This window comes from Rhizobium sp. LjRoot254 (assembly GCF_964254105.1).
GTDB lineage: Bacteria > Pseudomonadota > Alphaproteobacteria > Rhizobiales > Rhizobiaceae > Rhizobium_E.
Genome location: NZ_CAXUSM020000001.1, coordinates 2,977,754 through 3,002,905, shown reverse-complemented (window position 1 = coordinate 3,002,905; position 25,152 = coordinate 2,977,754). Strand labels below are relative to the sequence as shown.

The 25,152-nt window shown below is 60.0% G+C and carries 21 protein-coding genes and 2 pseudogenes; 17 read left to right on the top strand and 6 right to left on the bottom strand.

Going from position 1 to position 25,152, the window contains the following annotated elements; genetic code table 11:
- Positions 1–2: 2 nt before the first annotated feature.
- The 4 genes from ACSQ26_RS14810 to ACSQ26_RS14795 all read left to right on the top strand — a co-directional run bounded on the left by ACSQ26_RS14810 (position 3) and on the right by ACSQ26_RS14795 (position 5,272).
- The gene (locus ACSQ26_RS14810; protein ID WP_436010026.1) at positions 3–1,118 is read left to right on the top strand and encodes a calcium-binding protein; all 1,116 of its coding nucleotides are present in this window, start codon (positions 3–5) and stop codon (positions 1,116–1,118) included.
- 154 nt (positions 1,119–1,272) lie between these two features.
- Positions 1,273–2,529, top strand: a complete 1,257-nt coding sequence (locus ACSQ26_RS14805; protein ID WP_436010024.1) for a hypothetical protein — start codon at positions 1,273–1,275, stop codon at positions 2,527–2,529.
- A gap of 146 nt (positions 2,530–2,675) precedes the next feature.
- Positions 2,676–3,920, top strand: a complete 1,245-nt coding sequence (locus ACSQ26_RS14800; RefSeq protein WP_436010022.1) for a calcium-binding protein — start codon at positions 2,676–2,678, stop codon at positions 3,918–3,920.
- A 404-nt stretch (positions 3,921–4,324) separates the two neighbouring features.
- The gene (locus tag ACSQ26_RS14795; protein WP_436010020.1) at positions 4,325–5,272 is read left to right on the top strand and encodes an IS110 family transposase; all 948 of its coding nucleotides are present in this window, start codon (positions 4,325–4,327) and stop codon (positions 5,270–5,272) included.
- Between the two features lie 261 nt (positions 5,273–5,533).
- Here the strand turns inward: ACSQ26_RS14795 and ACSQ26_RS14790 are convergent.
- Both ACSQ26_RS14790 and ACSQ26_RS14785 read right to left on the bottom strand, forming a co-directional pair.
- Positions 5,534–6,294, bottom strand: a pseudogene (locus tag ACSQ26_RS14790) (IS5 family transposase).
- A 120-nt stretch (positions 6,295–6,414) separates the two neighbouring features.
- Positions 6,415–6,867 (bottom strand): annotated as a pseudogene (locus ACSQ26_RS14785) (MarR family winged helix-turn-helix transcriptional regulator); the annotation flags it as partial.
- Between the two features lie 86 nt (positions 6,868–6,953).
- Here ACSQ26_RS14785 and ACSQ26_RS14780 point away from each other — a divergent pair.
- From ACSQ26_RS14780 to ACSQ26_RS14770, 3 genes are all read left to right on the top strand, one after another.
- Positions 6,954–7,328, top strand: coding sequence for a nuclear transport factor 2 family protein (locus ACSQ26_RS14780; RefSeq protein WP_436010018.1), 375 nt, complete (start codon positions 6,954–6,956; stop codon positions 7,326–7,328).
- Between the two features lie 397 nt (positions 7,329–7,725).
- Positions 7,726–8,958 carry a calcium-binding protein gene (locus ACSQ26_RS14775; protein ID WP_436010016.1) on the top strand — a complete coding sequence of 411 codons (1,233 nt, stop codon included), beginning with the start codon at positions 7,726–7,728 and terminating at the stop codon, positions 8,956–8,958.
- Between the two features lie 338 nt (positions 8,959–9,296).
- Positions 9,297–10,523 (top strand): calcium-binding protein, encoded by a 1,227-nt coding sequence (locus ACSQ26_RS14770; RefSeq protein WP_436010014.1) that lies wholly within the window; start codon positions 9,297–9,299, stop codon positions 10,521–10,523.
- 161 nt (positions 10,524–10,684) lie between these two features.
- Here the strand turns inward: ACSQ26_RS14770 and ACSQ26_RS14765 are convergent, their stop codons facing one another.
- Positions 10,685–12,055 carry an IS1182 family transposase gene (locus ACSQ26_RS14765; protein WP_436010012.1) on the bottom strand — a complete coding sequence of 457 codons (1,371 nt, stop codon included), beginning with the start codon at positions 12,053–12,055 and terminating at the stop codon, positions 10,685–10,687.
- A 301-nt stretch (positions 12,056–12,356) separates the two neighbouring features.
- On the opposite strand from ACSQ26_RS14765, the gene ACSQ26_RS14760 reads away from it, so the two are divergent.
- Together ACSQ26_RS14760 and ACSQ26_RS14755 are read left to right on the top strand one after the other, a co-directional pair.
- A complete protein-coding gene (locus tag ACSQ26_RS14760; RefSeq protein ID WP_258161190.1) occupies positions 12,357–12,485 on the top strand; it encodes a hypothetical protein in 129 nt (42 codons plus the stop codon).
- A 223-nt stretch (positions 12,486–12,708) separates the two neighbouring features.
- Positions 12,709–13,938 carry a hypothetical protein gene (locus tag ACSQ26_RS14755; RefSeq protein ID WP_436010010.1) on the top strand — a complete coding sequence of 410 codons (1,230 nt, stop codon included), beginning with the start codon at positions 12,709–12,711 and terminating at the stop codon, positions 13,936–13,938.
- A 57-nt stretch (positions 13,939–13,995) separates the two neighbouring features.
- Here the strand turns inward: ACSQ26_RS14755 and ACSQ26_RS14750 are convergent, their stop codons facing one another.
- A complete protein-coding gene (locus ACSQ26_RS14750; RefSeq protein WP_436010008.1) occupies positions 13,996–15,027 on the bottom strand; it encodes a calcium-binding protein in 1,032 nt (343 codons plus the stop codon).
- Positions 15,028–15,313: 286 nt separating this feature from the next.
- Between ACSQ26_RS14750 and ACSQ26_RS14745 the strand changes: the two genes are divergently transcribed.
- From ACSQ26_RS14745 to ACSQ26_RS14735, 3 genes are all read left to right on the top strand, one after another.
- A complete protein-coding gene (locus tag ACSQ26_RS14745; protein ID WP_436010006.1) occupies positions 15,314–16,540 on the top strand; it encodes a calcium-binding protein in 1,227 nt (408 codons plus the stop codon).
- Positions 16,541–16,723: 183 nt separating this feature from the next.
- Positions 16,724–17,944: a calcium-binding protein gene (locus tag ACSQ26_RS14740; protein WP_436010004.1), complete on the top strand. Its 1,221-nt coding sequence runs from the start codon at positions 16,724–16,726 to the stop codon at positions 17,942–17,944.
- A gap of 87 nt (positions 17,945–18,031) precedes the next feature.
- A complete protein-coding gene (locus tag ACSQ26_RS14735) occupies positions 18,032–18,736 on the top strand; it encodes a hypothetical protein (RefSeq protein ID WP_436010002.1) in 705 nt (234 codons plus the stop codon).
- A gap of 18 nt (positions 18,737–18,754) precedes the next feature.
- Here ACSQ26_RS14735 and ACSQ26_RS14730 read toward each other — a convergent pair whose 3' ends face one another.
- Complete coding sequence (locus ACSQ26_RS14730; RefSeq protein ID WP_436010000.1) at positions 18,755–19,735, bottom strand: DUF2336 domain-containing protein; 981 nt, start codon at positions 19,733–19,735, stop codon at positions 18,755–18,757.
- Positions 19,736–20,086: 351 nt separating this feature from the next.
- Between ACSQ26_RS14730 and ACSQ26_RS14725 the strand changes: the two genes are divergently transcribed.
- From ACSQ26_RS14725 to ACSQ26_RS14715, 3 genes are all read left to right on the top strand, one after another.
- Positions 20,087–20,257 (top strand): hypothetical protein, encoded by a 171-nt coding sequence (locus tag ACSQ26_RS14725; protein ID WP_258161196.1) that lies wholly within the window; start codon positions 20,087–20,089, stop codon positions 20,255–20,257.
- Positions 20,258–20,425: 168 nt separating this feature from the next.
- Entirely contained in the window at positions 20,426–21,490 is a 1,065-nt protein-coding gene (locus ACSQ26_RS14720) for a peptidase M14 (protein ID WP_436009998.1), read from the top strand.
- A gap of 153 nt (positions 21,491–21,643) precedes the next feature.
- Positions 21,644–22,711: a cyclic nucleotide-gated ion channel gene (locus ACSQ26_RS14715; protein ID WP_436009996.1), complete on the top strand. Its 1,068-nt coding sequence runs from the start codon at positions 21,644–21,646 to the stop codon at positions 22,709–22,711.
- A gap of 215 nt (positions 22,712–22,926) precedes the next feature.
- On the opposite strand, the gene ACSQ26_RS14710 is transcribed toward ACSQ26_RS14715, so the two are convergent.
- Positions 22,927–23,340 carry a hemolysin-type calcium-binding protein gene (locus tag ACSQ26_RS14710; protein WP_436009994.1) on the bottom strand — a complete coding sequence of 138 codons (414 nt, stop codon included), beginning with the start codon at positions 23,338–23,340 and terminating at the stop codon, positions 22,927–22,929.
- A gap of 362 nt (positions 23,341–23,702) precedes the next feature.
- Between ACSQ26_RS14710 and ACSQ26_RS14705 the strand changes: the two genes are divergently transcribed.
- Both ACSQ26_RS14705 and ACSQ26_RS14700 read left to right on the top strand, forming a co-directional pair.
- Complete coding sequence (locus ACSQ26_RS14705; RefSeq protein ID WP_436009992.1) at positions 23,703–23,954, top strand: DUF982 domain-containing protein; 252 nt, start codon at positions 23,703–23,705, stop codon at positions 23,952–23,954.
- 221 nt (positions 23,955–24,175) lie between these two features.
- Positions 24,176–24,949 (top strand): amino acid ABC transporter substrate-binding protein, encoded by a 774-nt coding sequence (locus ACSQ26_RS14700; protein WP_436009990.1) that lies wholly within the window; start codon positions 24,176–24,178, stop codon positions 24,947–24,949.
- Positions 24,950–25,152: the final 203 nt, after the last annotated feature.

Below are 25,152 nucleotides of genomic sequence, written 5' to 3'. Positions count from 1 at the left end.
ACATGTTGAAAGCGAAAATCCCGAGCGGCAGCGATACCTTCCACGCCAACACCTCGGACACGACCTATCACATGGGAGAAAACGCTGCTATCGACGCGCCGGTGATCGGCATCGATGTCAGCGGCATCGCGACCGGGCGCAGAATCGAGATCGATGGCACGATCCACGCCCTGAGGGCTGTGAGCGTGGGCGTTGGAATACAGCCTGCACCGCGTGTCGAACTGTTCATCGGCAAGAATGCCGAATTGGATGGTTCGAATGAAGGCGTCACATCCTACTGCAGCGACCTCGTGATGCGCAACGCGGGCAAAATCAGCGGGCCTGTCGGGGTCGAGGTCCACGGAGGCATCAACCTCGTCAATACCGGCGAGATCAGCGGCTTTCACGCCATCAATTTCTACGGCGAATTTGGTTCACATGTCGTCAGGAACGCTGGCACGATTACCGGCAGCGTCAATGGAACCGACGGCCTGGCCATCTACGGCGGCGGGCAAATCGAAAAGGTGACCAACACCGGCACCATCCACGGCGATGTGGACCTCGGCGGCGCCAACGATGTGTTCATTTTCAAATCGGGCGTGATCGATGGCGAGGTGCGCGGCGGCGTTGGCGACGATCTCTTTATCACCAACAAGGCCGGCCTCGATATCGTCGAGAGCGTCGATGCGGGCGAGGACAGCGTGCGGTCCTCCGTCACCTTCGAGCTTCAGGCAAATGTCGAAAACCTGAAGCTGATCGGCAGGAAGGATATCGATGCCATCGGCACGGGCGGCGAGAACGAACTCATCGGCAATTCCGGCAAGAACCTGCTCTTCGGCTGGTACGGCAACGATGTGCTCGATGGCGGCAAGGGCAACGACAAGCTGACCAGCGGTTTCGGGGCTGACGAATTCCATTTCCAGCGTGGCGGCGGCACGGATCGGGTGACGGATTTCGAGGTCGGCATGGACCATATCTATCTCGGCGACCTGAAAGGCGCCACGGACTTCGACAATATGATGGCGCACCACGTGCAAGCCAAGGGCGACGACATCTGGATCACCTATGGCGACGACGTCGTGGTGCTGAAAGGCAAGACGGAAGCCCAGCTCAATACCGCCGATTTCGATTTCAGCTGACGACGGGCTCGATCCGGCCGCTTCGTTCCATGGGACGGCTCCAGTGGGAAAGCCTTCCCGCCGGAGCCGGCGACAAGCCGCCGGTTGGCTCTAACCAGCCTGCGTGATATCTTCGGGCGCGCGGGTTGCCGCGGCCGTCCTGAAGGAGGGTGCCATGGCTGATACGATCAAGATCAAGACCAATCAGGGCGACCAGTATAATCTCACGACGACCAACGACATCTACGTCTTGCTCGAGGGTATCTCGATCCAGGAGTTCAACCCGCCCGGCAACGGCATTTTCGCCGACACGGCGTTTTCCGGCAATCTGATCAGGGCGCTTGGTCGCATCGATGCGCTGGGAAATGCGATCTCTTCGGCTGCCACCGACACCGATGTCGAGATCGGAAATACCGCCAAGCTGACGGGGCTGAATGGTGTTTCCTTCACCGGCAACCACTCGAGCCTCGTCAATTGGGGCGCGATATCCGGCATTCATCGCGGTATCGTCATGTCGGAGATCGAAGGTGACATCATCAACAATGGCGCGGTCATCGGACAGAATAACGAAGCAATCTCGGTGTCCGACGGCGACTACGAGATCATCAACAACGGTTCGCTGACCGGACAGGTAGGCATCCACAGTTCTGGCAGCGATCTGGTCGTCAGGCTCGGCGCCGATAGCATCATCAACACCATCGGGGCAGCCATCATCATCACCTCGACCACGGCCGATCATTCCAGGGTCACCAACAATGGTTTGATGGCCACGTCGGGGATTACAGCCTATGGCGGTGGCGACGGTGCCGACCGGCTGATCAATCATGGCACCATTCTCGGTGAGGTCCGGTTTGCTGGCGGCGAGGATGTTTTCGACGGCCGCGGCGGCTATGTCAGCGGCCGGATCCTCGGCAGCGCCGGCGACGACACGTTCATCATCGACGATAGCCGCGCCGATATTTTCGAGGTTGCGTCCGAAGGCGACGATACGATCCGCTCCTCGATGTCCTACAAGCTAACCACTGGCCAGGAGATCGAGCATCTGGTGCTCACCGGGAGCCACAACACCAGGGCGACGGGCAACGATCTCGCCAATCAACTCATCGGTAACGCCGGGGCCAATGTGCTGGAAGGCATGGCGGGCATCGACGGGCTGAATGGCGGACGCGGCAACGACAGGATGACCGGTGGTCTCGACCAGGACACGTTCGTCTTCGCCAAGGGCGGCGGAGACGATCGGATCCTCGATTTCGACATTGCGACCGACCTGCTCGACCTGTCGAAGTGGGACGGCGTCGAGACGCTCGCCCGCGTCCGCGCCCATGCCCGCGAGGAACATGGCGGCCTGATGATCGAGGCGGGGTCCGACTCCCTCTTCCTCGCAGGCATCGACAAGAACGACGTGACAGGTGCGAACTTCGCCGACATGTAGGCGGATGATCGAGTTCCTCCAATCCAAATGTTTCACGCCCGCGTCGCGCTGCCGGGTCAGGAAATTCATTTGCATACAAACGGGAATAAACCCGACAACCCCAGCGTCTTCCCCTTGAAATTTGAAACAGACGTCAGGGACAGACAATGGTTGAGCATTTCCAGAAGACCAATCGCGACACCCAGTGGGCGATGACCTCAAGCAACGACACCTGGATTCTGACCAGGAATGCCCGGATCGAGACATCGGGCATGCCGGGCATTTATGAGTCAGGCTCGATCGAACATTCCAACATCCGTATCCTCGGTGACGTGAAGACCACCGGCGGGGGCACGTATGTGGTCAGCTTCCAGGACGATGACTCCAGTGTCTATGTAGGCAAGGCGTCCCATCTCGATGGCCGCAACGCCTTTGCGGGCGTGGCCATGAATGGCGCCAGCACCGATCTCGTCAATCGTGGCCTGATCCAGGGTCAGACCACCGGCGTTTACGGCACATCCTGGGGTTCGGTCGAAAATCATGGCACGATCGCTGGCAAGACTGGCGTGTATTTCGGCGACGGCGGCTTCGAGGTCGTCAATCACGGCCTGATCCGCGGCAGCGATTACAACGCGATCGGCGGTGAACTCGCCGGCTCCTCCATCGTCAATGAAGAGGGCGGCGTGCTCAGGTCTCTCCACGAAGTGACGATCGAAACGATGGGTTCCGGCAGCGGTACGATCGAGAACCACGGCCTGATCAAGGCGCCGAGTGCCGCGATCATCGACGGCATCGGCGACATCGAGATCATCAATACAGGCCGCATATCAGGCAATGTCTATATGGGCGATGGCAGCGATACGTTCGACGGACGGCGCGGCTCGATCACCGGCTCGGTCTATGGCGGCGACGACGGCGATACCTATTACATCGGCAAGTCGTCGGTGAAGATCGTCGAAGCGGTCGCCGAGGGCTATGACTATGCGCGGTCGACCGTGAGCTACAAGCTGACCGCCAATGTCGAGTCGCTGGAACTCCTGGGCAAGAAGGACATCGATGCATCAGGCGAATTGGGCGGCAACCGCCTGATCGGCAACAGCGGCGACAATGTGGTCAAGGGCTTCGGCGGCAGTGACAATATCGACGGCGGCGCGGGCAGGGACACGCTGACCGGCGGCTCCGAAGGCGATACCTTCGTGTTCAGGAACGAGGGCGGACGCGACACGATCACCGACTTTGAAGACCATATCGACAAGATCCGGATCGATGGTGTCATTGGACAAAGCCAGTTCGACGATCTGGAGATCACCGATGTCAAGGGCGGCGCGCTGATCGAATACCAGGGCGGCGAGATCCTGGTTAAGGGCATGGCCGCCGCCGATTTTGGCTGGATGGACGATTTCACCATCTGATTTCAATTGCCCGCCGAATATCCGGCGGCCGGTTTTCGTCTAATCCGCATACCTCACATCGATATCCCCTTCTGACACCGGCGTTCAGTATCTGGTGATCAGAGGCGCCCCGGCAAGGCGGACCACACACTGCCGGGGCGCTTAATTTCAGGGGTTTCGGCTTAGAGCGCTTCATTGTTAAATGGAAACAGTTCTGTTGGCTTGTCTTATGCTCTTCAGCCGAACTCAGTATGACTGAGTTCACGACCGGCGGTTCGTAGCCGCCGGTCGTGAGAGGGGATGGATCGCAAGTTGGCAGGCCGTTTGAGGGCCGTGTTTGAGTTTGATCGCCCCTTTCTTTTCCATGTGGCCTGAACGGATACCGGGGTTTACGGACCCGGATGACAAGCTGAGGACAGGAAAAGATGACCCAGACTATAGCAAGTTTTGCCGGCATCGACATCTCCAAAGAGACCCTTGATCTGGCCTTTTCGAACGAAGAATCCGTCGTGCGGTTCGACAACACGCCAAAGGGATGCCGCAAGCTCGCGGCGCAGCTGACAAGACGCCCGCCGCGATGCATCGTATTCGAAGCGACCGGACCCTATCATCGGGACCTGGAGACGGCGCTCGTCGCGGCCGGACTTGTTTACACCAAAGCCAACCCCCGCCGGGTGCGCCGCTTTGCCGATGTGGTCGGCGTCCATGCCAAGACCGACGCAACAGACGCGAAACTTCTGGCTCGCTTTGCTGCAACGGTCGAAATGATGCCAACGGTGCGGACAAGTGACCTGCTTCAAGCGCTGAGGGAATTAACGAGTGCCCGACAAGGTCTTATCGCAGACCGTACTGCCCTCAAGAACCGTGGCCATGTGCAGCGATCCAAGTTTCTCATCCGCCAGAATGAGGCGCGACTTGCTCTGATCAAAAATCAGATCAAGGCGATCGATGGAGAGGTTGCCCTGCTCATCAAACAGGAAAAGGAACTCGCCGCTCGCATCGATATTCTCGTTTCCGTCCCTGGCATCTCGACGCTGACGGCAGTCGTCCTGCTCACCGAAATGCCCGAACTCGGCACGCTCGATCAGCGCCAGGCAGCATCCTTGGCCGGACTGGCACCGCATCCGCGTGAATCGGGAAAGTGGAAAGGGAAACGATTTATATCAGGCGGTCGGGCGACGCTGCGTCGGGCGCTCTACATGCCTGCCCTCGTGGCATCCCGCTTCAATGCCGATCTCAAGGCTAAATACGATACCCTGATCGATGCACGAAAGCCCGCCAAAGTCGCAATCACCGCCATCATGCGGAAATTGATCATTCTCGCAAACGCACTCATCCGTGATGGACGAAAATGGACCGAAAAAGCCGCTTGATCAAAACGGATACTCAAACGGCGTCGGATATTCGATCGGCTGGCGCGCGTCGTAGCCAGATCTACGGCCAAGCCAGCCGATCGAAGAGCCGGCCCGTTTCAGCCAACCCGACGGGCCGGGCATCTTTCCCCCATGACCTGCGCCGTCGGTCTCGGCCGTACCTCAGGGTACGACACTCGTCCGCCGCCTTGGTCCTGACGAAAACCTGCTCGGCAGAACTGCTTCCATTTAACAACGAAACGCTCTAGGTCGTGTGGACACTTACCTGATCCATAGTACGATAGCTGCGATTGTGACGACGGCTAGGTAGTTTCGTGCGGTTTTCTCGAAACGTGTCGCGACCCTGCGGAAGTGCTTGAGCTTGGAGAAGCAGCATTCAATGAGGTGGCGCTGGGCATAGAGGTCCTTGTCGAGCGGGTATTTCTGAGCACGGGAGGGATTGTTGGGGATCACCGCCACAGCGCCTTTGTCCGCGATGGCGTCGCGCAGACGGTCGCTGTCATAGGCGGTGTCGGCCATGACGATATCGGCAGGCAGGCCCTCGATCAGGACATCGGCTTGTGGCGCATCGCCTTTCTGGCCGGCGGTCAGTGTGAAGCGGACCGGGCAGCCGAGACCACGCACCGCCATGTGGATTTTGGTGCTCAGTCCGCCGCGAGAGCGGCCAAGGGCTTGATCTTCAGCCCCCTTTTTGCGCCGGCGGCGTGCTGATGAGCGCGGATGATGGTGGAATCGACGATCAGATACTCGAAGTCCGGATCATCGGACATCGCCGCAAACATGCGCCACCAGATGCCCTTCTCGCTCCAGCGGCTGAAGCGGCGGAAGACACTGTTCCACTCGCCGAACACCTCCGGCAGGTCACGCCAGGGTGAGCCGGTGCGCACGATCCAAAGCACTGCTTCCACGAACATACGATTGTCGCGACCGGACGAACCGCGCGTGCGATCGTCACCAATGATGTGCGGCGATATCCGCTCCCACTGCTCGTCCCGAAGGATCAACCGGTCCAATACACCCATGACTGCCTCCAAAAGACAGTCTTGAATCTGATTTGCTCAGCCTTGGGAATCCCAAGAGTCCACACGACCTAGGCGGCCTTCAGCGGATGGCCCCTCGGTTTCCGTCTCAAGAGTTGGCGTGCCGTGCGATGCCTCGGCGCTTAGGATCGTATCGAGATTTGCGATCAGGCGCGCAAGCAGGTCAACGAGCAACCCGGTTTCCTCCTCCGAGAAGCCGCGCAGCACCTCATCATTCCCCCGAAGCAAGACAGCAACTGCGTCCGGCAGGCGCGCTTCCGCGACCTCGGTCAACGTGATGCGGCTGCTGCGCCCATCGTCCGGGTCTGGCACGCGCTGAATCAACCCGCCCCGTTCCATGCGGGCGAGCATCTGCGCCATCGGCGGCTGCTCGATCTTTGCGAAGCGGGCGAGATCGCGTTGCGTGCTTGCGCGTCCGTCCTGAAGTGCCACCAGCACCGGTAGATGGCCGATGCCGAAGCCGAGCGGTTTGAGCCGCGCTTCGCTGAGACGGGCGAAGCCGCGCGCCGCCAGACTGATCAGGTGGCCGGGCGTCGAGAGCACATCCAGATTCATATTGCCTACCCCTTGCAATCATCGCCACCAGAATACATATGCACATATGTAAATCGGAATGCTGACACTTGCAATGGAGAAACCCGATGGACGATGACGTGATTATCCTCAAACGCATCTATGATTGCTTCAACGCGCGGGACATGGACGGCGTGCTGGCTGTGCTCACCGATGATGTCGCCTGGGCCAACGGCATGGATGGCGGCCATGTCCAAGGCCGCGAGGCCGTGCGTGAATACTGGACGCGGCAGTGGGGGATTGTCAGTCCGCATGTCGAGCCTGTGGGCTTCCATCGAACCGCGGATGGCGCGATCGTTGCGGAAGTGCTGCAGTCCGTCCGTGACCTCGAAGGCCGGCCACTGCAGGGGCAGACGCACGGGCTTAAAGACAAGACGGTCGGGCACGTCTTCCATCTTCGCGAGGGCAGGGTGGCTCGCTTCGACATTCAGGATGGCGCCTAAAGGCAGCGCCCGTCTCATACCGAAACGCCGCTAGGCTCGCGCCAAACATGCGTTTCCCGATCTCATTCATACGCTTGTTTCACAGGTAACACGGTTTCCGGCCGTCGGGAATAATCCCGTCTGCCGGTCCGTCGATCTCTTCGAACCATGAAACGAACGCTCCAGAGGGCCGAAAGCCGCCCATGGAGAGGTTTGGCCGCTATGAGTCCTGCCCCGAGGCCGCAACGACGGTCTTGGGCGCAAACAGTTTAAGACATAAGCAATTGAATTAATTAAATTTTATCAATTTTATCTGTTCCTCATGTAACTTCCCTCTCGAATTTTTCCTGTAGCTTTTGTTTCAAGGAAGCCAACCGGCATCCTGAAACCGAAACTAAACCTACAAAGGAAAATCACCATGGGAACGATAAAACAGAACCAGGATCTCGAAACGACCTGGATGATCGACACCTCGAACGACACCTACATCCTCGGCGCCAACGCCCTGATCGAGACCTCGGGAGAGTTCGCCATCGACGTCGCCGCCGGCTCCAACAACAACACGCTGATCCTCAAGGGTGAAGCGACAGCCACGGACACGACCAGCGTCGTCCGTGTTGCCGGCAACAACACCCATGTCGACGTCCTGCTCGGCGGACATATCAACGGCCTCGGTGCCAATGTCGGCCTTTTCGCCACCGGCGCGAACTTCTCGCTCAACAATGCGGGCGGCATCACCGGCTCGTCGTCGGCCGTCTCCGTCGGCGACTATGCGCAGGTCGTCAACAGCGGACTGATGCTCAGCGGCCAGGTCGGCCTGATGGCAGACGATGGGCTTGACCTCGCCAATAGCGGCCGCATCACGGGCGATGTCTTCGGTATCCTCACCAATGCGGATGGAGCTGTCATCGACAACCTCAAGGGCGGCAAGATCACCGCCGATACGACTGCCGTGCACCTCTCCGGTGACGGGACCGCCTTGCTTCACAATTCGGGCCTGATCAAAGGCCAGACGGCGATCAATGACGGTGCTGCCGATACGACCGTCATCAACAAGGGCACGATCGACGGCAACGTCAATCTCGGCGCCGGCGACGATGTCTTCAACACCCGCAAGGGCAATTTCGACGGCCAGGTGAATGGCGGTGACGGCAACGACATCTACATCATCGGCGACTCCCACACCGATATCGTCGAGCAGCCCGGCTTCGGCTCCGACAAGGTCAAGTCCACCGTGTCCTTCACGCTGGGTGAAAACCTCGAGGACCTGATCCTGCAGGGCACGAAGAACGCCAGCGCCACCGGCAACGAAGGCGACAACGTGTTGACCGGCAACAAGGGCGACAACGTGCTCAAGGGCATGGCCGGCGAGGATTACCTCAAGGGCGGCAAGGGTGACGACAGGCTGTTCGGCGGCGCCGACCAGGACGTGTTCGACTTCCGCAAGGGGACCGGCCACGACGTGGTAGAGGATTTCGTCGATGGCGAGGACGTCATCTTCACGCCCTTCGCCGGCAACGAAGCCGATCTCCTGGCCAATCATCTGACCCAGAAGAACGGCGGCGTGCTGCTTACCTACGGCGACGACTCGCTCTTCATCAAGGGCGTGACCCTGGCCGAACTCGACGAGAGCGACTTCTTCTCCATCTGACGCGAACCTGCGAAATCTGGTGACGCGAACAGGGCGCCCCGGTGGTTTACCACCGGGGCGCTTCTGCAAGCGCATCAAGGTCGCCGCCTCGGGCGTGCCGCGAATATTTGCTGCTCCTCCCGCGGATGCAAGATCGCTGATCGCAATCCCGCCATCCGCCGCCGGACATCAAAACCTTCACCCCCGGAAACACTTCTTGCGCGTGCGGCACATCCGTGCAACGCATTCTTTTCGTTCTTCAAAATAGCGCGCCGACGCGTCGAATGTGAGCGGGACAGGCGTGCCTGCTGGTCACGGAAATCGACGGCCAATCCGCGAAATGAACAGGGATATCAACGATGGCTGTGAAGAACATTAACGAGGACATGACGACGAGCCTGCTCATCGGCACCTCGAATGACACCTACATCCTGGGCAAGAACACCACGATCGAGACGATGAACCAGCCTGCGATCGACATGGTTTTCGGCGCCAACAACAACATCCTTATACTGAAAGGCGATGTGGCAGCCGAGGGCACCGACAGCGTCATTGGTGCCGCCGGCGGCAACATCCACATCGACGTCCGGCTCGGAGTGCAAGTCGATGGCCAGCTCGCCACGGCGGGTATCTTCGCCAGCGGGCCGGATTTTTCGCTTGATAATGCGGGCGATATCTCTGGTGCCTTGGTGGGCGTGTCGGTCGAGGACTATGCCGAGGTCGTCAACAGCGGCCTCATGCTCGGCTCTGCTGGCGGCCTGTACGCGGGCGAGGGTCTCCACCTCACCAATAGCGGCATCGTCACGGCCGATACCTTCGGCCTGCTCGCGGTCGCCGACGGCAGCGTGATCAGGAACCTCGAGAGCGGCCGGATCACCGGCGAGACGAACGGCATCGGGCTCACCGGCGACGGCACGGCGTTGATCATAAATGCCGGGTTGATCAAAGGGCAGACCGCGATTTCCAACGGCGGAGGCAACGCGACCATCATCAACAAGGGCAAGATCGACGGCAACGTCAACCTCGGCGCCGGCAACGACATCTTCGATACCCGCACGGGCACATTCGACGGCGTGGTGGATGGCGGTGAGGGCAACGACACCTACATTATCGGCAAGCAGGCTATCCAGATCGTGGAAGCTGCCGATTCCGGCTTCGACGCGGTGCACTCCTCCCTGTCCTTCACGCTCGGTGAAACCTTCGAGGATCTTGTCCTGCTGGGCTCCACGAATACCAAGGGTACCGGCAATGGTGCAGGCAATTATCTCACCGGCAGCAAGGGCGACAATGTGCTTAGCGGCCTGGACGGTGAAGACTATCTGACCGGTGGCAAGGGCAATGATGTGCTCACAGGCGGCAGCGGCATGGACCTGTTCGACTTTCGCAAAGGTACCGGCCACGATGTGGTCACTGACTTCGCCGATGGCGAAGACATTATCTACACGCCATTCGCGGCCAATAAAGCGGATCTCCTTGCCAATCATCTGATCGAGAAGAGCGGCGGCGTGCTGGTTTCCTATGGCAACGACTCGCTCTTCATCAAGGGCGTTACCTTGGACGATCTCGACCAGAACGACTTCTTGTGACGCGAGCCTCGTGAAATCCGTTGCCGCGAACATGGCGCCCCGGTCTCCGGGGCCGTCAGACTGCTGACAAACCCGTCGATATTTTCGGCGGGTTTTGTTGTTTTTGGATGGCGCGGTTTTTGGGTTGGGTTTTGTCGGCTGCGATGAGGGGTTTGCCCCGCTCATGCGGGTCTTGGGGATGGCTTTGGGGCCATTGCCATGGCGATTTTCTTGATGTTCTGGGCGCAAGCGGCCAGCAGGCACTGGCAGGTGACGCGGACCAGACCTCGGAAGCGCGCGTAGCGATGGCCGTGAAGCTGCTTGGCATCGGCAAAGGAGCGCTCGACCGTCTCCTTTCGTCGCTTGTAGATCGCCTTGCCCTTCGGGGTCAGGCGGTGGGCGTCGGTTCGCTCGCGGGCGTCGGCCCAGACATGGCGGGTGATGGTGCGGATCGCCTTGGCATTGGATGTGCAGGAGGCAAGCAGCGGACACGTTTGGCAGATGGCTGGATCGGAGGTGTAATGCCGGTAGCCGTTGCGGTCGGTGGTGGCAAAGGTCAGTAACTGTCCCTCGGGACAACGATAGCCGTCGGTCTCCGGCTCAAAGGCATATTTCGACTTGCGCATCATGCCCGGCTTGGGCGGCGTCGGGTTGCGATAGCCGGTGATGCCGGTGATCTCGCGATCTTCCAAGCCCTTGGCGATGCCTGCCGCCGCATAGCCCGCATCCAGGCCCACCGCCTGGACGTCGAAGTCGAAGCGCTGACGCTGCCGGTCGAGCCGGGAAAGATAGACGATGCTGTCATGGACATTGGCCGGCGTGGTGTAAGTGTCGGTGATGATGGCGAATTTGCCATCGACCGTGCGGTGGTCGAGATAGAAGAAGCCCTTCGGCTTGCCATCCCGCACCATGTAGCCGCTCTCCGGGTCGGCGCGAGACACCTTGGTTTCCTTCACCTCCGGCTCACGTTCCTTCTCCTTCAGCGGCGACTTGCCATGGGCGATGCGATCCGCGTCGATGGCAAGGTCTAGGTCGTCCCAATAATCAGCGCGCGACTTGGCGACCATCGCAAGATCATATTTGCCCTTGTTGGCATTGGCTTTGAGATGCGTGCTATCGGTGTAGAGAACCCGGCCATCGACCAGGCCGTGACCGATCGCCTGCTCGACGATCGCATCGAAGATATCCTGGGCCACCGACGCATCCTGATAGCGCCGCCTGCGGTTCTGCGACAGCGTCGAGGCATCGAACACCGGATCGGTCAACCTCAGCCGCAGGAACCAGCGATAGGCGACATTGACTTCGATCTCGCGCACCAGTTGGCGCTCGGAACGCACGCCATAGAGATAGCCGATGAACAGGGCCTTGAACATCAAGGTCGGATCGAGCGGCGGGCGGCCGTTGTCGGGGCAGTAGAGCCCCGCAACGCGATCGTGAATGAAAGAAAAGTCGATCACCGCATCGATCTTGCGAAGCAGGTGATCTGCGGGAACCAAACTCTCGAGACTGACCATCTCAAGCGCGGTCTGCTGGGGCGCTGGTTTCTTCAACATGTCCCAGTGAATCACAAACCCCCAGAAATCACCAGGGGTTTGTCATCAGTCTGGCGCCCCGGTGTCCGGGGCGTCTTTGTTTCACGCCTGCGACATGTGCCTCGAAAGTGCCGGCAGCCGATGTTGAAACAAAATTCACCCTGTCTTGACACTCCGATGAAACAAAATCGTGAGACGTTGCGTTCATCGGCAAGGAAATGATTAGCGAGGCCGAATAAACGGCGCCCGACAATCGTTTACCAGCCAAGTAAAGGAGCCTCCGCACAATGCAAAAGGTGCTCCAAGCCAAGAGGATGAGACAATGACATTTGCGCTCGGCCTGTTCGCCACACTGATTTCGGCCATGTTCGTGGCCACGTTTGCGTCCTCGATCATCGCTTCGAGCCGTGAGGCACGCGAAGATCAGGAACGCCGTCTTTCGATTTTCTGAAGCCTCCCCCCAGGCTTCGACCCCCAGTCCCGGAATGGCGTTCCCCTGCGCTGTTTCGGGATTTTTTTGTCTTCTTCGCCGCCGGGATGTCGATGTGCGTGATTTTCGCTTCATCAGTTGAGGCAGACGATCTGGGCGGCAGCCCGCCGCCAAATATTCGATTTCGATTATATTCCACTCTCAATTCGTTATAAGGTTGCGCCTATCGAAGAAGGAGCAGGCCATGGCCGTCACCCATATCGATACCAGCCAGGATTTCACCTACTCAATCACCGGCGACGACAACACTTACATCCTCGACCCGGCGATCGTGATCTATACAACCAACTCGCCATCTATCCTCGTGATACCCGGTGCCACGGGAAACCGGCTCGACATTCGCGGCACGCTCGGCACGCCGGGTGATGATCCGGCGATCGGCATCTATGGCGCGGATACGCGGCTCCTGATCGCCAAGAGCGGCTTCGTTGGCGCCAAGGTGGGTGTCGAGGTCGACGGCGTTTCCAGCAATATTGTCAATGGCGGCCTCGTGAGCGTCGATGACATCGGATTTTTTCTCGACAATTCCGCCGGGCGCTTCGTCAATCATGGAACGATCACCGCCGGCAGCCTGGGTTACGCGATCAGTCAGTCGGCTACATCAGGCACATTCACGGCGGAAAACCACGGCGTGATCGCCGGCTATGTCGCATTCCATCTCGAAGCACCGGAATTGATCGTCAAGCTCGGCAAGACGAGCGAGATCCACAGCTCCATCGGCATGCTGGTGCACTCGACGGCCGGGCAGACGGCGGAAATCACCAATGACGGCCTGATGTCCAACGCTGCCGGTTACGCCTACAACAACATCGGTGACGGCAAGGACATCATCCTCAACCGGGGCACCATATATGGCGATATCATCCTCCATGAGGGCGACGACCGGTTTACCGACAAGGGCAAGTTCCTCGGCGAGCTCTCGGGCGGCGGCGGCAACGACACCTTCGTCCTGCGGCGCGCCAGCGAAATAGTCGAACTGGCCGCGGGCGGCACCGACACCGTCAAGATCGGCACATCCTTCGCGCTTGACCCCAATGTCGAAAACCTGATCGCGCTCGGCGGCAGGAACACGACACTCACCGGCAATGACAGCGCCAATATCATCAAGGGCAATGCGGGCAACAACGTCATCGCGGGCGGCGAGGGCGCCGACACGCTGACCGGCGGCGCCGGCAAGGATACGTTCGTCTACGCCAAGTTCGACGGCGGCGAGACGATCACCGATTTCAAGCAGGGCCAGGACCGTATCCGGATCGAAGGCTTCACCCAGTACGACAGCTTTGGCGATCTCGATTTCGTCAAGTCGGGCAACGACGTTCGCATCAGCTTCGCCGACGAGAACGGCGCCGATTTCATCCTGGTCGAGAACCAGAAGATCGGCGATTTCGACAAGGCCGATTTCCTCTTCGGCTGAGACGGTTTCGCCACCGCGTTCCGCGGAACGACGTTCCGCCGTTTCCGGGTTCCCGCCTCAGATCACGAAAAAGTCCGCGGCGGTCAATCTGAGTCCCCTGGAGAGTGTGGCGACCAGTTCGGCGGCGTCGCCGCCCTTGCCGTCCGCGTCGTAAAGCAGGCGGCCGGTATCGGTCTCGTAGATGATGCGGTCTTCGGCATCCTGCGCCTTGCCGCTTTTGTTGGCGATGAACGCATCGACAGCGAGCGCGCCTGCAACGAGGCCGGCAAAGTCGATGCTGTCCAGCCGGATCAGGTCGAATTTCGTGTTGAAATCCGCGACCCGGTCCGCGTTGGCGGCTATCGGCGCTGCGTCGAAAACGAAGGTGTCGCTACCGCCGCCGCCCGAGAGAATGTCCTTTCCCGCGCCGCCGGCAAGAATCTCGTTGCCGGTCCCGCCGAGAACGGCGTCGTCGCCGCCGCCGGCATCGACAAATGACTGGATGCCCTTTCGCCCATCGAACTGGTCGTTCCCGCCGTCGAGATAGACGCTGCCGACGATCTCGCCCAGATTGACGATTTCCTCGACCGTGTTGCCGAAAGCGCCGGTTATGGCATTGCCGTCGAACGACGAAATCAGACCCCAGTTCCGGACGACGAACCTCTCCGATCCCTGGTGCGCGACCGCCCAGCTGGTCGCCTCGATCGTGCCGTGATTGTCGAGCCTCGACACGCTGCCGCCTGCGTCGTTGCCGATCACGGTGACGCCCTGGAAGGCGCTGTGGATTTCACCGCGATTGTCGATCTGCGAGCCGCTTCCCGTGAGTTGAATGGCGTTGAAATTCGGCACCATCCCGATCACCGATCCCTGCTCGCCGATGAACAATTGCTGGCCCGTGTCGACATCCGGGTCGTCGCCCAGCAGGATCGCGCCGACGCCCACGACCGTGCCCTCCACAAAGACCGAATGGAAGGAACCCGAACCCTGGATCGCGGAGGAGAGAAGACTTGCGACGGTCACGTTCTCACCAATATAGGCGAATCCGAAGCCCCCGAGATCGGCCTGGATGTTGTCGCCGATGCTATCCGCGTTGAAGCTGTACGATGCCATGTCCCGTCCCCTCGGCCGCCGCCTGCGCCAATGCCGCGATCCAGCCTGCCGCGGAAGATGCCGCATCCGATACGCGCCCGCAAGGTAAAACCCGTCATGCAGGTTGCAGCTTCGCAAATCCCCCGCGCGGTTGCTTTTTTGTGCGAACGCTGCAAGCATGACGTGTCTGCCGGCCGAATACGTCCACCATCAGCCAGGAGCGCGATGAGGCCTTCTTTTCTCGCTCATAGATGGTATGGATGAGGCGAAACACCCGCCCCGCGCCCCGCATGAAAAGGATCCTGACTTGGCCACCCATCAACTTGTTTCCAGCCTGGTCACGCAGACCATCACGGCAAGCGAGAACATCTATACTCTCGATCCGACCTCCTTTATTTTCACCGTCAGCGGCTCCGCGCTGCGTGTGGCCGTCGACGCGCATGGAAACGAGCTTCGCATCGGGGGCACGCTTGGTTCGACCACCGTCGATCCCGTGCTCGATATCGATGCCGAGGGGACCAAAGTCGTCATCGAGAAAAGCGGTTATCTTACCGGTAGCACCGGCATACTCCTCTCCGCCGCGTCCTCCGACATCGTCAATCGGGGCCACATCGATGCGAACACTGCCGGCATCCATCTTCAGGCGTCCGCCGGAAGCCTGGTCAACTATGGCGAGATTTCCGCGGGCTTCAATGGTTACGCCGTGGAGCAGTCGGCCACCGCGGGCGCGTTCCATTTCGAGAACCATGGCGCCATCACCGGCTTTGGCGGAATTGTGCTCCAAGCGCCCGACATCACGATCATCCTCGGCAAGGCAAGCGAGATTCTCACCGTCGACGCCATCCGCGTCGATTCCGGCGCCGGTGACACGACCACGGTCACCAATGCAGGACTGATTTCCGCATCCGCCGGCTACGCCTTTCGCGGCGGCAATGGAGTGGACGATTTCACCAATCGCGGAGCCATCTATGGCATCATCACTCTCAATGGCGGCAATGACAGGTTCACCGACAAGGGAAAATTCGAGGGCGTGGTCACCGGCGGCAACGGTGACGATCTTTTCGTCGTGAAATCGGCCGATACCGTTATCAACGAAGCCGGGGCGCATGGCATCGACACGGTGCGAACCGGCGTTTCCTATACGCTCGGCAGCGGGATCGAGCATCTCGTCCTGACCGGCGGAAAAAATGCCAGCCTGACCGGCAACGGCGGCGCCAACACGCTCACGGGCAATGGCGGCAACAATCGCATCGAAGGCGGGCTGGAGGCTGACATCCTCACCGGCGGCGGCGGCCGGGATCTCTTCCTCTATGCGATGCTGGATGGCGGCGACACGATCACCGATTTCAAGCAGGGCCAGGACCGCATCCGCATCGAAGGCTTCACGCTCTATGACAGCTTTGGCGATCTCGATTTCGAGAAATCGGGCAAGGATGTGCGGATCAGCTTCATCGATGAGAACGTCACCGATTTCATCCTGGTCGAGAACCAGAAGATCGGCGACTTCGACAGCGGTGATTTCCTGTTCGGATAACCAGTGTCAGCGGCTTTGCCTGCGCCGCTGCTGATTCTTTTTTCTCGAAAGCTGTTCGCGTGACGCGTCGGCCGGCCCAATATTTTCGCCGCCGGTCTGGCGCGCGATAGCCTCTTCTTTTCTCACCCACAGATGGTAGTGTCGCCGCGCAGTTGTCGCCGTCTAGCCATTGGAGGAATAGTGTTGGCCACCTATTACTTTTCCAGCAGCAATTTCACGCAGATCCCCGCGCTGAGCGACAGTATCTATATTCTCGATCCCACCACGTGGATATTCACCGACAGCAGCCCCGCGGTGTTTCTTGGTACAGGTGCGTATGGAAACGAATTGATCATCCGTGGAATGCTCGCCTCCGCCGGCACCGACCCCGTGCTCGATATCGATGCCGAGGGCACCAGGGTCACTATCGACAAGGGCGGCTATCTCACCGGCACCAATGTCATAAGCCTCACCGCCGTGTCCTCCGATATCGTCAACCGGGGCCATATCGATGCGAGCAATGTCGGCATCCGCCTTCAGGAGTCCGCCGGCCGTCTCGTCAACTATGGCGAGATCTCCGCAGCCGTCAATGGCTTCGGCGTGCGCCAGAATGCGACGGCGGGCGCGTTCGAATTCGAAAATCATGGCGTCATGACCGGTTATGGCGCAATGCACCTCGAAGCGCCTGACGTCACGATCACGCTCGGAAAGGCAAGCGAGATTCTCGCCGTCAACGCCATCCAGGTCGTATCCGGTGCTGGCGATATAGCCAGGATCACCAATGCAGGGCTGATTTCCGCGCAGGCTGGCGCCGCCTATTTCGGTGGCAATGGAGAGGACAGCTTCACCAATCGCGGGACCATCTACGGTGATATCTACTTCGGCGCCGGCGACAACATGTTCATCGACAAAGGAAAATTCGTCGGCCAGATCTACAGCGGCATCGGCGACGATCTTTTCGTCGTGAAATCGGCCGATATCGTTATCACCGACCTTGGGGGCATCGACACGGTGCGGACCGGCGTTTCCTATACGCTCGCCAGCGGACTCGAGAACCTCATTCTGACGGGCGGCAAGAACGCCAGCCTGACCGGCAACGACGGCGCCAACGCGCTCAGGGGCAATGGCGGCGGCAACCGCATCGAAGGCGGGCAGGGCGAAGACATCCTGACCGGCGGCGGTGGCCGGGACATCTTTCTCTATGCGACGCTGGACGGCGGCGACACGATCACCGATTTCAAACAGGGCCAGGACCGCATCCGCATCGAAGGCTTCACGCTCTACGACAGCTTCGCCGATCTCGATTTCGAGAAATCGGGCAAGGATGTGCGGATCAACTTCGCCGACGGGAGCGGCGCCGATTTCATCCTGGTCGAGAACCAGAAGGTAGGCGACTTCGACAAGGGCGATTTCATTTTCGGGTGAGCGCCCGGTGTTGTCGGGCGAATTGACACATGCGACTTTCTGGGCAACTCTGCCTGCTACACAAGCCAATGCCACGCGAGGTGGGCCATGGGGAATGTTCCAAGGATCCGATATTACGATGGCTACCGGGATGTCGTTGACGGCATGGTGACGCAGTCGCTGATCCACGAGACCGGCCGCCGTGCGGTCTACGAGGATTCCGGCAATGGCGCGCGAATGATTTTCAAGGGCTCCGGCTTCACCTATGACGAGGCGGGCCTGCTCGATGGCGGTATCGTCAGCGATTTCTATCTGGTTGCCGAGGACGGCGAGCGAATGCAGCGTATTTGGGCCGCCGATATCCGTATTAAGAACGTCGCCTTCGAAGATAGTTTTTCGATCTACACCTGGCTGTTCAGCGAAGTCTACAACGCCGACAACAAGTATTTCGGATCCCCCGATCAAGACGGCCTGAATGCCGGCAAGGGCAACGACCAGGTCTGGGGTGCCGCGGGAGACGACTCGCTAGTTTTCTCGCTGGGCAATGACCGGCTAAGGGGCGGCGGCGGCAGCGATCAATTCGTTATCGAAATGTATTCCCACAGAGGGACCATCGTCGACTTCGACGCCGAAGGTGGCGTTGGCGAGCAGGATTTCATCGTCCTGAGAAATTTCGAATTCGCCGACATCGACGACATCAGGCGCTCCGGCCGGCATGACACCGTGATCGAGGTGAACTCCGACAGGTACACGCTGCTCGACGTGAGGCCTTCCGAACTCGACGAAACCGATTTCATCTACCAGCCGTATTGATCGCCGTCCGTTGTGCAGCTACCGCTTCGCTCCCACTGCGCGCCTGCGTCCGAACACCGGCCGTTCCGCCGTTTGCGGCAGGGCAGGGGCGTCGTTGGCGTTGGCGGCCTGTTCGTCCTCTGGCTTCCGGCCTTCGGCATAGTCGTCGGCGCGCAGCCAGGCGCGCATCCGGTCGTCGCAGCGTTCCGGGTCGAGGCCGGACCACAGGGTGACGGCGCGGCTCTCGGTGCCGGCCATCTCCTTGAGATGCGGGTAGAACTGGGTGAGCATGAAGCACCCGTCGGCTTCATCCAGCCCAAGTGCCATCAGCGCCGTGCCCAATTGCTGGCCCGAGAGGTCGAGCATGATGCGTTCGGAGAGCCAGCGGCTGGAACCCAGCGCGTCGGCCAGCGTGAAGGAAAAGCTGCGCGCTTCCTTCAGCCGCGCGAAACGGATCAGCAGGCTGGTACGCGTGTTATCCACGCTTTCCGCCGTCTCGGCATCGCGCGCCAGAGTGTCGCGATGGACCAGCGCCTTGAGGTGCTGGCGGAGCTGTTCCTCGCGCGTCACCGCAAAACCCTGTTCCTCGATCAGCGCGGTTTCCGCATCGCGTGGCGCTACTTCGTCCTCGCCTCTGTGCTTTTCGAGCGCGGTATGCAGCGAAACCAGCGCATCCACCACCTTCACCGAGAGGTTTTCGCGCGCGGCCACGGCCTTGGCATGCAGCGGACCCTGAGTGCGCGCGATCTGGATCAGCATTTCGTCGGATATCGCCGGGCTGGTGGTGATGAAGATGGCGGCCAGCGCGATCGGTTGTGTCGCAATGAACCAGGCGACCTGGTCGGGCACGGTGGCGCAGCGCGAGATCGCCGCGATGGCGTTGCGCTTTGCTTCGTCGCGCGAAGCCTTGAAAACCGGCTCGAAGAGTTCGGAAAACTGCTTCAGCTCGTGGCGGCCGGGTTGCGCCATGTTCTCGAAGCTCGACACAGTCGCCATGAGCACCACATCTTTCATCCGCATGAGCGGGGTTTCCAATTCTCTAAATCGGTCAGACACGCGAAAGTTACCTGCAATACGCATAAACAAGAGGTCGCTTTGAAAATTATATGCAAATTGTTTAGGAGGTGTTAACTATGCCATGTTGTGATCAAGAGTGCTAAGGGGGCGTTAATGTTTGGCGCCCAACGTGTTCCATGCGTAACAGACTGGCCGTTTCGGGCAGCGTATATTGTCCTCGACGGCTGAAGAAAGGAGAAAGACGCGACTGTCCCGATCCCGATTTCAGGTTGAGGGAAAGCGTCTGCCGGCCATCGGCAGGATGAGATCGATCTCAAGTTCATCCGTCTCAAATCCTAATCAGGAGACGAGAGAATGGCAGAAGTGATACGATTACAGGAAAGGCTCGACAAACAGCCCAAGCGGCCGAGTGAGCCTTGCGAAGCCAGGATATTGCTTTTCACCGGCGTCCGTTACGAGCGCTGGACCGATGAAGGCCACCGCCCAGAGACGCGGTCGACCGGCACGAAACGGAAGAAGCATTGAGTTGAATGGCACATTGACCCTCCGGGCCGCCACCCGGGATTTTCACGCCAATCGGTGTGTCTGACGACCCGGCCTGCGGGACGCTCGCCTTTATTTCCTCCGCGTGATTGCGGGTTTGCGCCCCGATGCGCTAGGACAGTTCCAGAGCCTCATTCTGGAATCATCATCATGCAAAAGTCCGAGATTGTTATCGCTGGCGACACGCCAGGTGTCGAATTCCGCCTGCCCGTCGTCAAGTTTCCGGGCACCGATGCATCCGCGCCGAAGACCTATATGCAGGCGGCGCTGCATGCCGAGGAACTGCCAGGCGTCGCGGCACTGCATTTCCTGATTCCCATGCTGGAAGCTGCGGAGAAGCGCGGCGATATCCTGGGCAGCATCACCATCGTGCCCAAGGCCAACCCGGTCGGCGCCAGCCAGTATGTCAACGGCGCCAACGAAGGCCGCTTCGATCTCGGCTCCCGCACCAATTTCAACCGCGATTATCCGCTGCTGTCGGGCGATGAGCGCGAAACCCTGCTCGATGGCGTCGAAGAACTGCTGGCCGCCGAACAGCTCAAGCACCATCTGCTCCACATGGCGTCGGGCGCCGACCTGATGCTCGATCTCCATTGCGACGACGAAAGCCAGCTCTACGCCTATCTCCATGAGGTCTGGTGGCCGGAGGCGACCGATCTCGCCGAGAGCCTCGGCCTCGAAGCGGTGCTGCTCTCCGACGGCAAGTCATCCGCCTTCGAGGATGCGGTGACGCATGCCTGGCAACACGGCCCGCTCGGCAACCGCAAGGCGTGGCACGAAGGCCGCATCTCGCTGACCATGGAGTTTCGCGGCCTCGCCGATGTCGATCCCGTGCTCGGCCGCATGGACGCCGAGGGTCTCTACGCCTTCCTGCAACGCCGTGGCGTGATCGCGGGCGAGCCGATCCGCAAGGAAAGCTTCGAAGGCGCCGTCGCCGGCCTCGACTATGTCCAGATGGTCGATGCACCGGTGACCGGCATGGTGCTGTTCGAGCGCGAATTCGGCGAAGTCGTCGAAAAGGGCGACCACCTCGCCACCATCGTCACCACGCCGGGCGACGCCTCGGGCGACGTGAAGGTCACGGCGCCAGCCGACGGCACGATCGTCACCCGCATCACCAAGCGCTTCGTGCGCCGCACCGACAACCTGATGAAGATCGCCAGCCGGGAGTTGTCGCAAGCCAAGCGCAAGAAGGGCGGCGGGCTGGAGGACTGAGGGCATCAAAAGGGCGCCGTCGCCAAAGAAAAACCCGGCTGCCGTTGCAACCGGGTCCGCTTGCTGACAGACTTTGCATAACCCGCGACGTCATCCCCGGGCTTGTCCCGAGGATCGGCGAGCGGGGTGTCGGGCTGTTCTGAGGGAGATCGAATGCCGGCATTGCTTTTCTCCAGGACTTCCGCGCGGCTTAACGCGCTTCTCGCCGCTATCGGACTGCTGGCGATTGCTGCATTGACGAAACCGGGCATATCCGTACAAACTGGCTTCTTGCTGCAGGTCCTGCTCGCCGGCATCTGGACCGTCTATGTACTGCAACTCATCGGGACGCTGATCGCGCGGCGGACAAGCGGGGGCAGTACAAACCTGCCCGTGCTGACCATCGATGTGCTTGCTGTTTTGATCCCGCTAGCTGCGTTCCTTTTGATCGGCACGCGTGATCGATATCTCTATTGTGCAATCTGGCTGCTGAAGCCCCTGCGCCATTCCACCTACTTCCGGCTGATGGGCAGGGTCCTGGCGAACGAGGCGCGTAACCTGATCGGCGTCACCTCGATTTTCGGCATCGTCCTGTTCGGTGCAGCGCTTGCCGCTTATCTCATCGAGCGTGACACCCAGCCGGACAAATTCGGCAGCATTCCCCAGGCGATGTGGTGGGCGGTGGCGACGCTGTCCACAACCGGCTATGGCGATGCGATTCCCCAGAGTTTCGCCGGTCGCGTCCTTGCCGGATTGGTGATGATGAGTGGCATAGGCATCTTTGCGCTCTGGGCCGGCATCCTCGCCACCGGTTTCTACGAAGAAGTCCGCCGTCATGACTTCGTGCGCAATTGGCAACTGGTTGCGGCCGTGCCGCTGTTCCAGAAACTCGGGGCGGCTGCGCTCGTCGAGGTCGTCCGCGCGCTCAGGCCACGCATCGTGCCGGCTGGCACCGTTATCTGCCGCAAGGGTGAGACGGGAGAACAGATGTTCTTCATCGTCGAGGGCCGCGTCACGGTCGCGACCCCGAGCCCGGTAGAGCTCGGACCTGGCGGCTTCTTCGGCGAGATGGCGCTCCTCAGCGGTCAGCCCCGTTTGGCGACGGTCAGTGCCGCAACCGAGGTCTCGTTATTGTCACTATACGCAGTCGATTTCCAGATTCTGTCGAGCAGCAATCCCGAAATCGCGGATATCATCCGCAGAACCGCGCGTGAGCGGCGCGACTTGTTGCCGAAAGATTGAGAGCATCATCCCTCCGCTGAACCGCATGGTGAATGTGAGGATGCCTGCTCAGTTTCCAAACGAGAAGGGCGGCTCGCGCCGCCCTTCTCGTATGTCTTCAACCGTTTCAAGTGCCGCAAGTAATTGAAATAACGGTTTTATCTGCCATACCAAAAAGCCCGACTGCTTTCGCAATCGGGCTTTGAAGAGAAGCTCTCCGCCTCGGGCGGCGACACTCACACGACGTCGAAATAGTCGTCCGCGTGCTGCTTGAGGTGGTCGATATCGACGCCCTTAAGCACGATCTTGGTGCCTTTGCCGAGATTGATCTCGACATCGCCGTTCTTCAATTCCTTGGCGTGCTTGGCCACGTCGTCGGCATCCTTGATGCCCTTGAAACCGCCCTTGGCGACCTGGATTATGTCGACGCCGAAATCGAAATCCGTGATCGTGTCCTTGCCGGAACCCTTGGTGAACACGAACGTGTCCGCGCCTTCGCCGCCGGTCAGCTGGTCCTTGCCCTGGCCGCCGTTGAGGAAATCGTCACCGTCAAGGCCGAAAAGCTGGTCCTTGCCCTGTTTGCCGAAAATCTCATCCGCGAACTCGGTACCCTCGAGGATGTCGTTATGGTTGGTTCCCAGTGTTGCCATCTGCGCACTCCTTATGACGAATCAGATTCCGTAAGATTTGCGGGTTTTATTTCAAAAAGACCGGCAACATGCAATCAACCTAAAGTGCAAATTGCGCTTCTTGCGGTCTGATCGCTTGGCACGCTTAACGGCGCCTTAAGATTCGCCCGCCGTCCCGGTGCCCGACAACGTCCGAACCATTAGAATCCCCTCACATAATCCAGCCTGGCATAGGCTTTGCATCTTAGTCTGCGGGGCTGGCGCGCAAGCGGCCGCCATTGCCAGGGGGAAGCAAGACTGATCACCGGTAAGTAATTGAGATGTTACCGGATTTTCAGTGGAACCTTTGCCCGCTCATTGCGTTGATGCGCCGGAGAATGAGCATGACAGACGACAAGTTTTTCAGCATACCGGTAACCCTGAGTTCGGGCGGCGCCCGAAAAATCACCATCAGAAGCGCGGGCGAGGCCGCGTGGTTCCTGGCCGAGAAATGGCCGAGGCTCGACGGTTCCGCCTTCATGAAGGCGTTGCGCGCCTGCGCCGCCGTGCTCGATGGCCGCCGCCCTGCCACCCATGCCCGCCGGGCACTGCTGCTCGCTGCCCGCGAGGCCGAACTGGCGATCGACGGGCGCTGAGCCCGGAGGACATTTGGCCGTATCATGGCCGGACGGTTGCGCAGCCCGGCCGGCTGAAATCGTCGAAAATCGCGCTCACCCGAACGGCGCGACAGTCTTTCCGCAATACGCGCAATAATATTCCGCTTCTGCCGCTTTTTTGCGCAACGCGCTGCTGAACGTTGCCGCCGCCAATTTGTTATTCTCCCGCCACCCCCAAGACGAGAGAATGGAGAATGACAATGAATTGGCTAAAGACAATCGCGGGCGCCGCCCTTCTGCAGGCAGCGCTGCTGGCGCCCGCCCAGGCCGGCGAAAACCTCGACGCGATCAAATCCGCCGGCGTGCTGAAGATCGGCACCGAGGGCACCTACGCCCCCTTCACCTTCCACGACCCCGATGGCAAGCTGGTCGGCTTCGATGTCGAGATCGGCGAGGCCGCCGCCGAGAAGCTTGGCGTCAAGGCAGAATTCCTCGAAGGCAAGTGGGACGGCCTGATCGCCGGCCTCGATGCCAACCGCTATGATGTGGTCGCCAACCAGGTCGGCATCACCGACGCCCGCAAGCAGAAATACGATTTCTCCGAACCCTATATCGCCTCGAAGGCCGTACTGATCATCCGCGCCGACGATGACAGCATCAAGGGCTTCGCCGATCTCAAGGGCAAGAAGTCGGCCCAGTCGCTGACCTCGAATTTCGGCAAGCTCGCCGAGGCCTCCGGCGCCGAACTGGTCGGTACCGATGGCTTCGACCAGTCGATCCAGCTGGTGCTGACCGGCCGCGCCGATGCCACGATCAACGACAGCCTGTCCTTCCTCGATTTCAAGAAGCACAAGCCCGACGCCCCGGTGAAGATCGCCGCCGAACAGGCCGACGCCGACTATTCCGGCATCATCTTCCGCAAGGGCGACGCGGAGCTGAAGGCCGCCATCGACAAGGCGCTGGTGGATATTAAGGCGGATGGGACATACCAGAAGATTGCTGACAAGTATTTCGGGGCGGATGTTTCGAAGTAAGTTGAGGCTCTAGGAAAGACCCCGCCCCAAACCCCTCCCCACAAGGGGGAGGGGCTTAACCCAGCCGTGCCCGCCTCCCTTAACTTCACCGTTCCCCAATACTGTGCCGGTTGCCACTCGTTGAGAGTTTGCTTCATGGCAAGGCGGTCGCTCCGGGTTAGCCCCTCCCCCTTGTGGGGAGGGGTTGGGGCGGGGTATTTCTT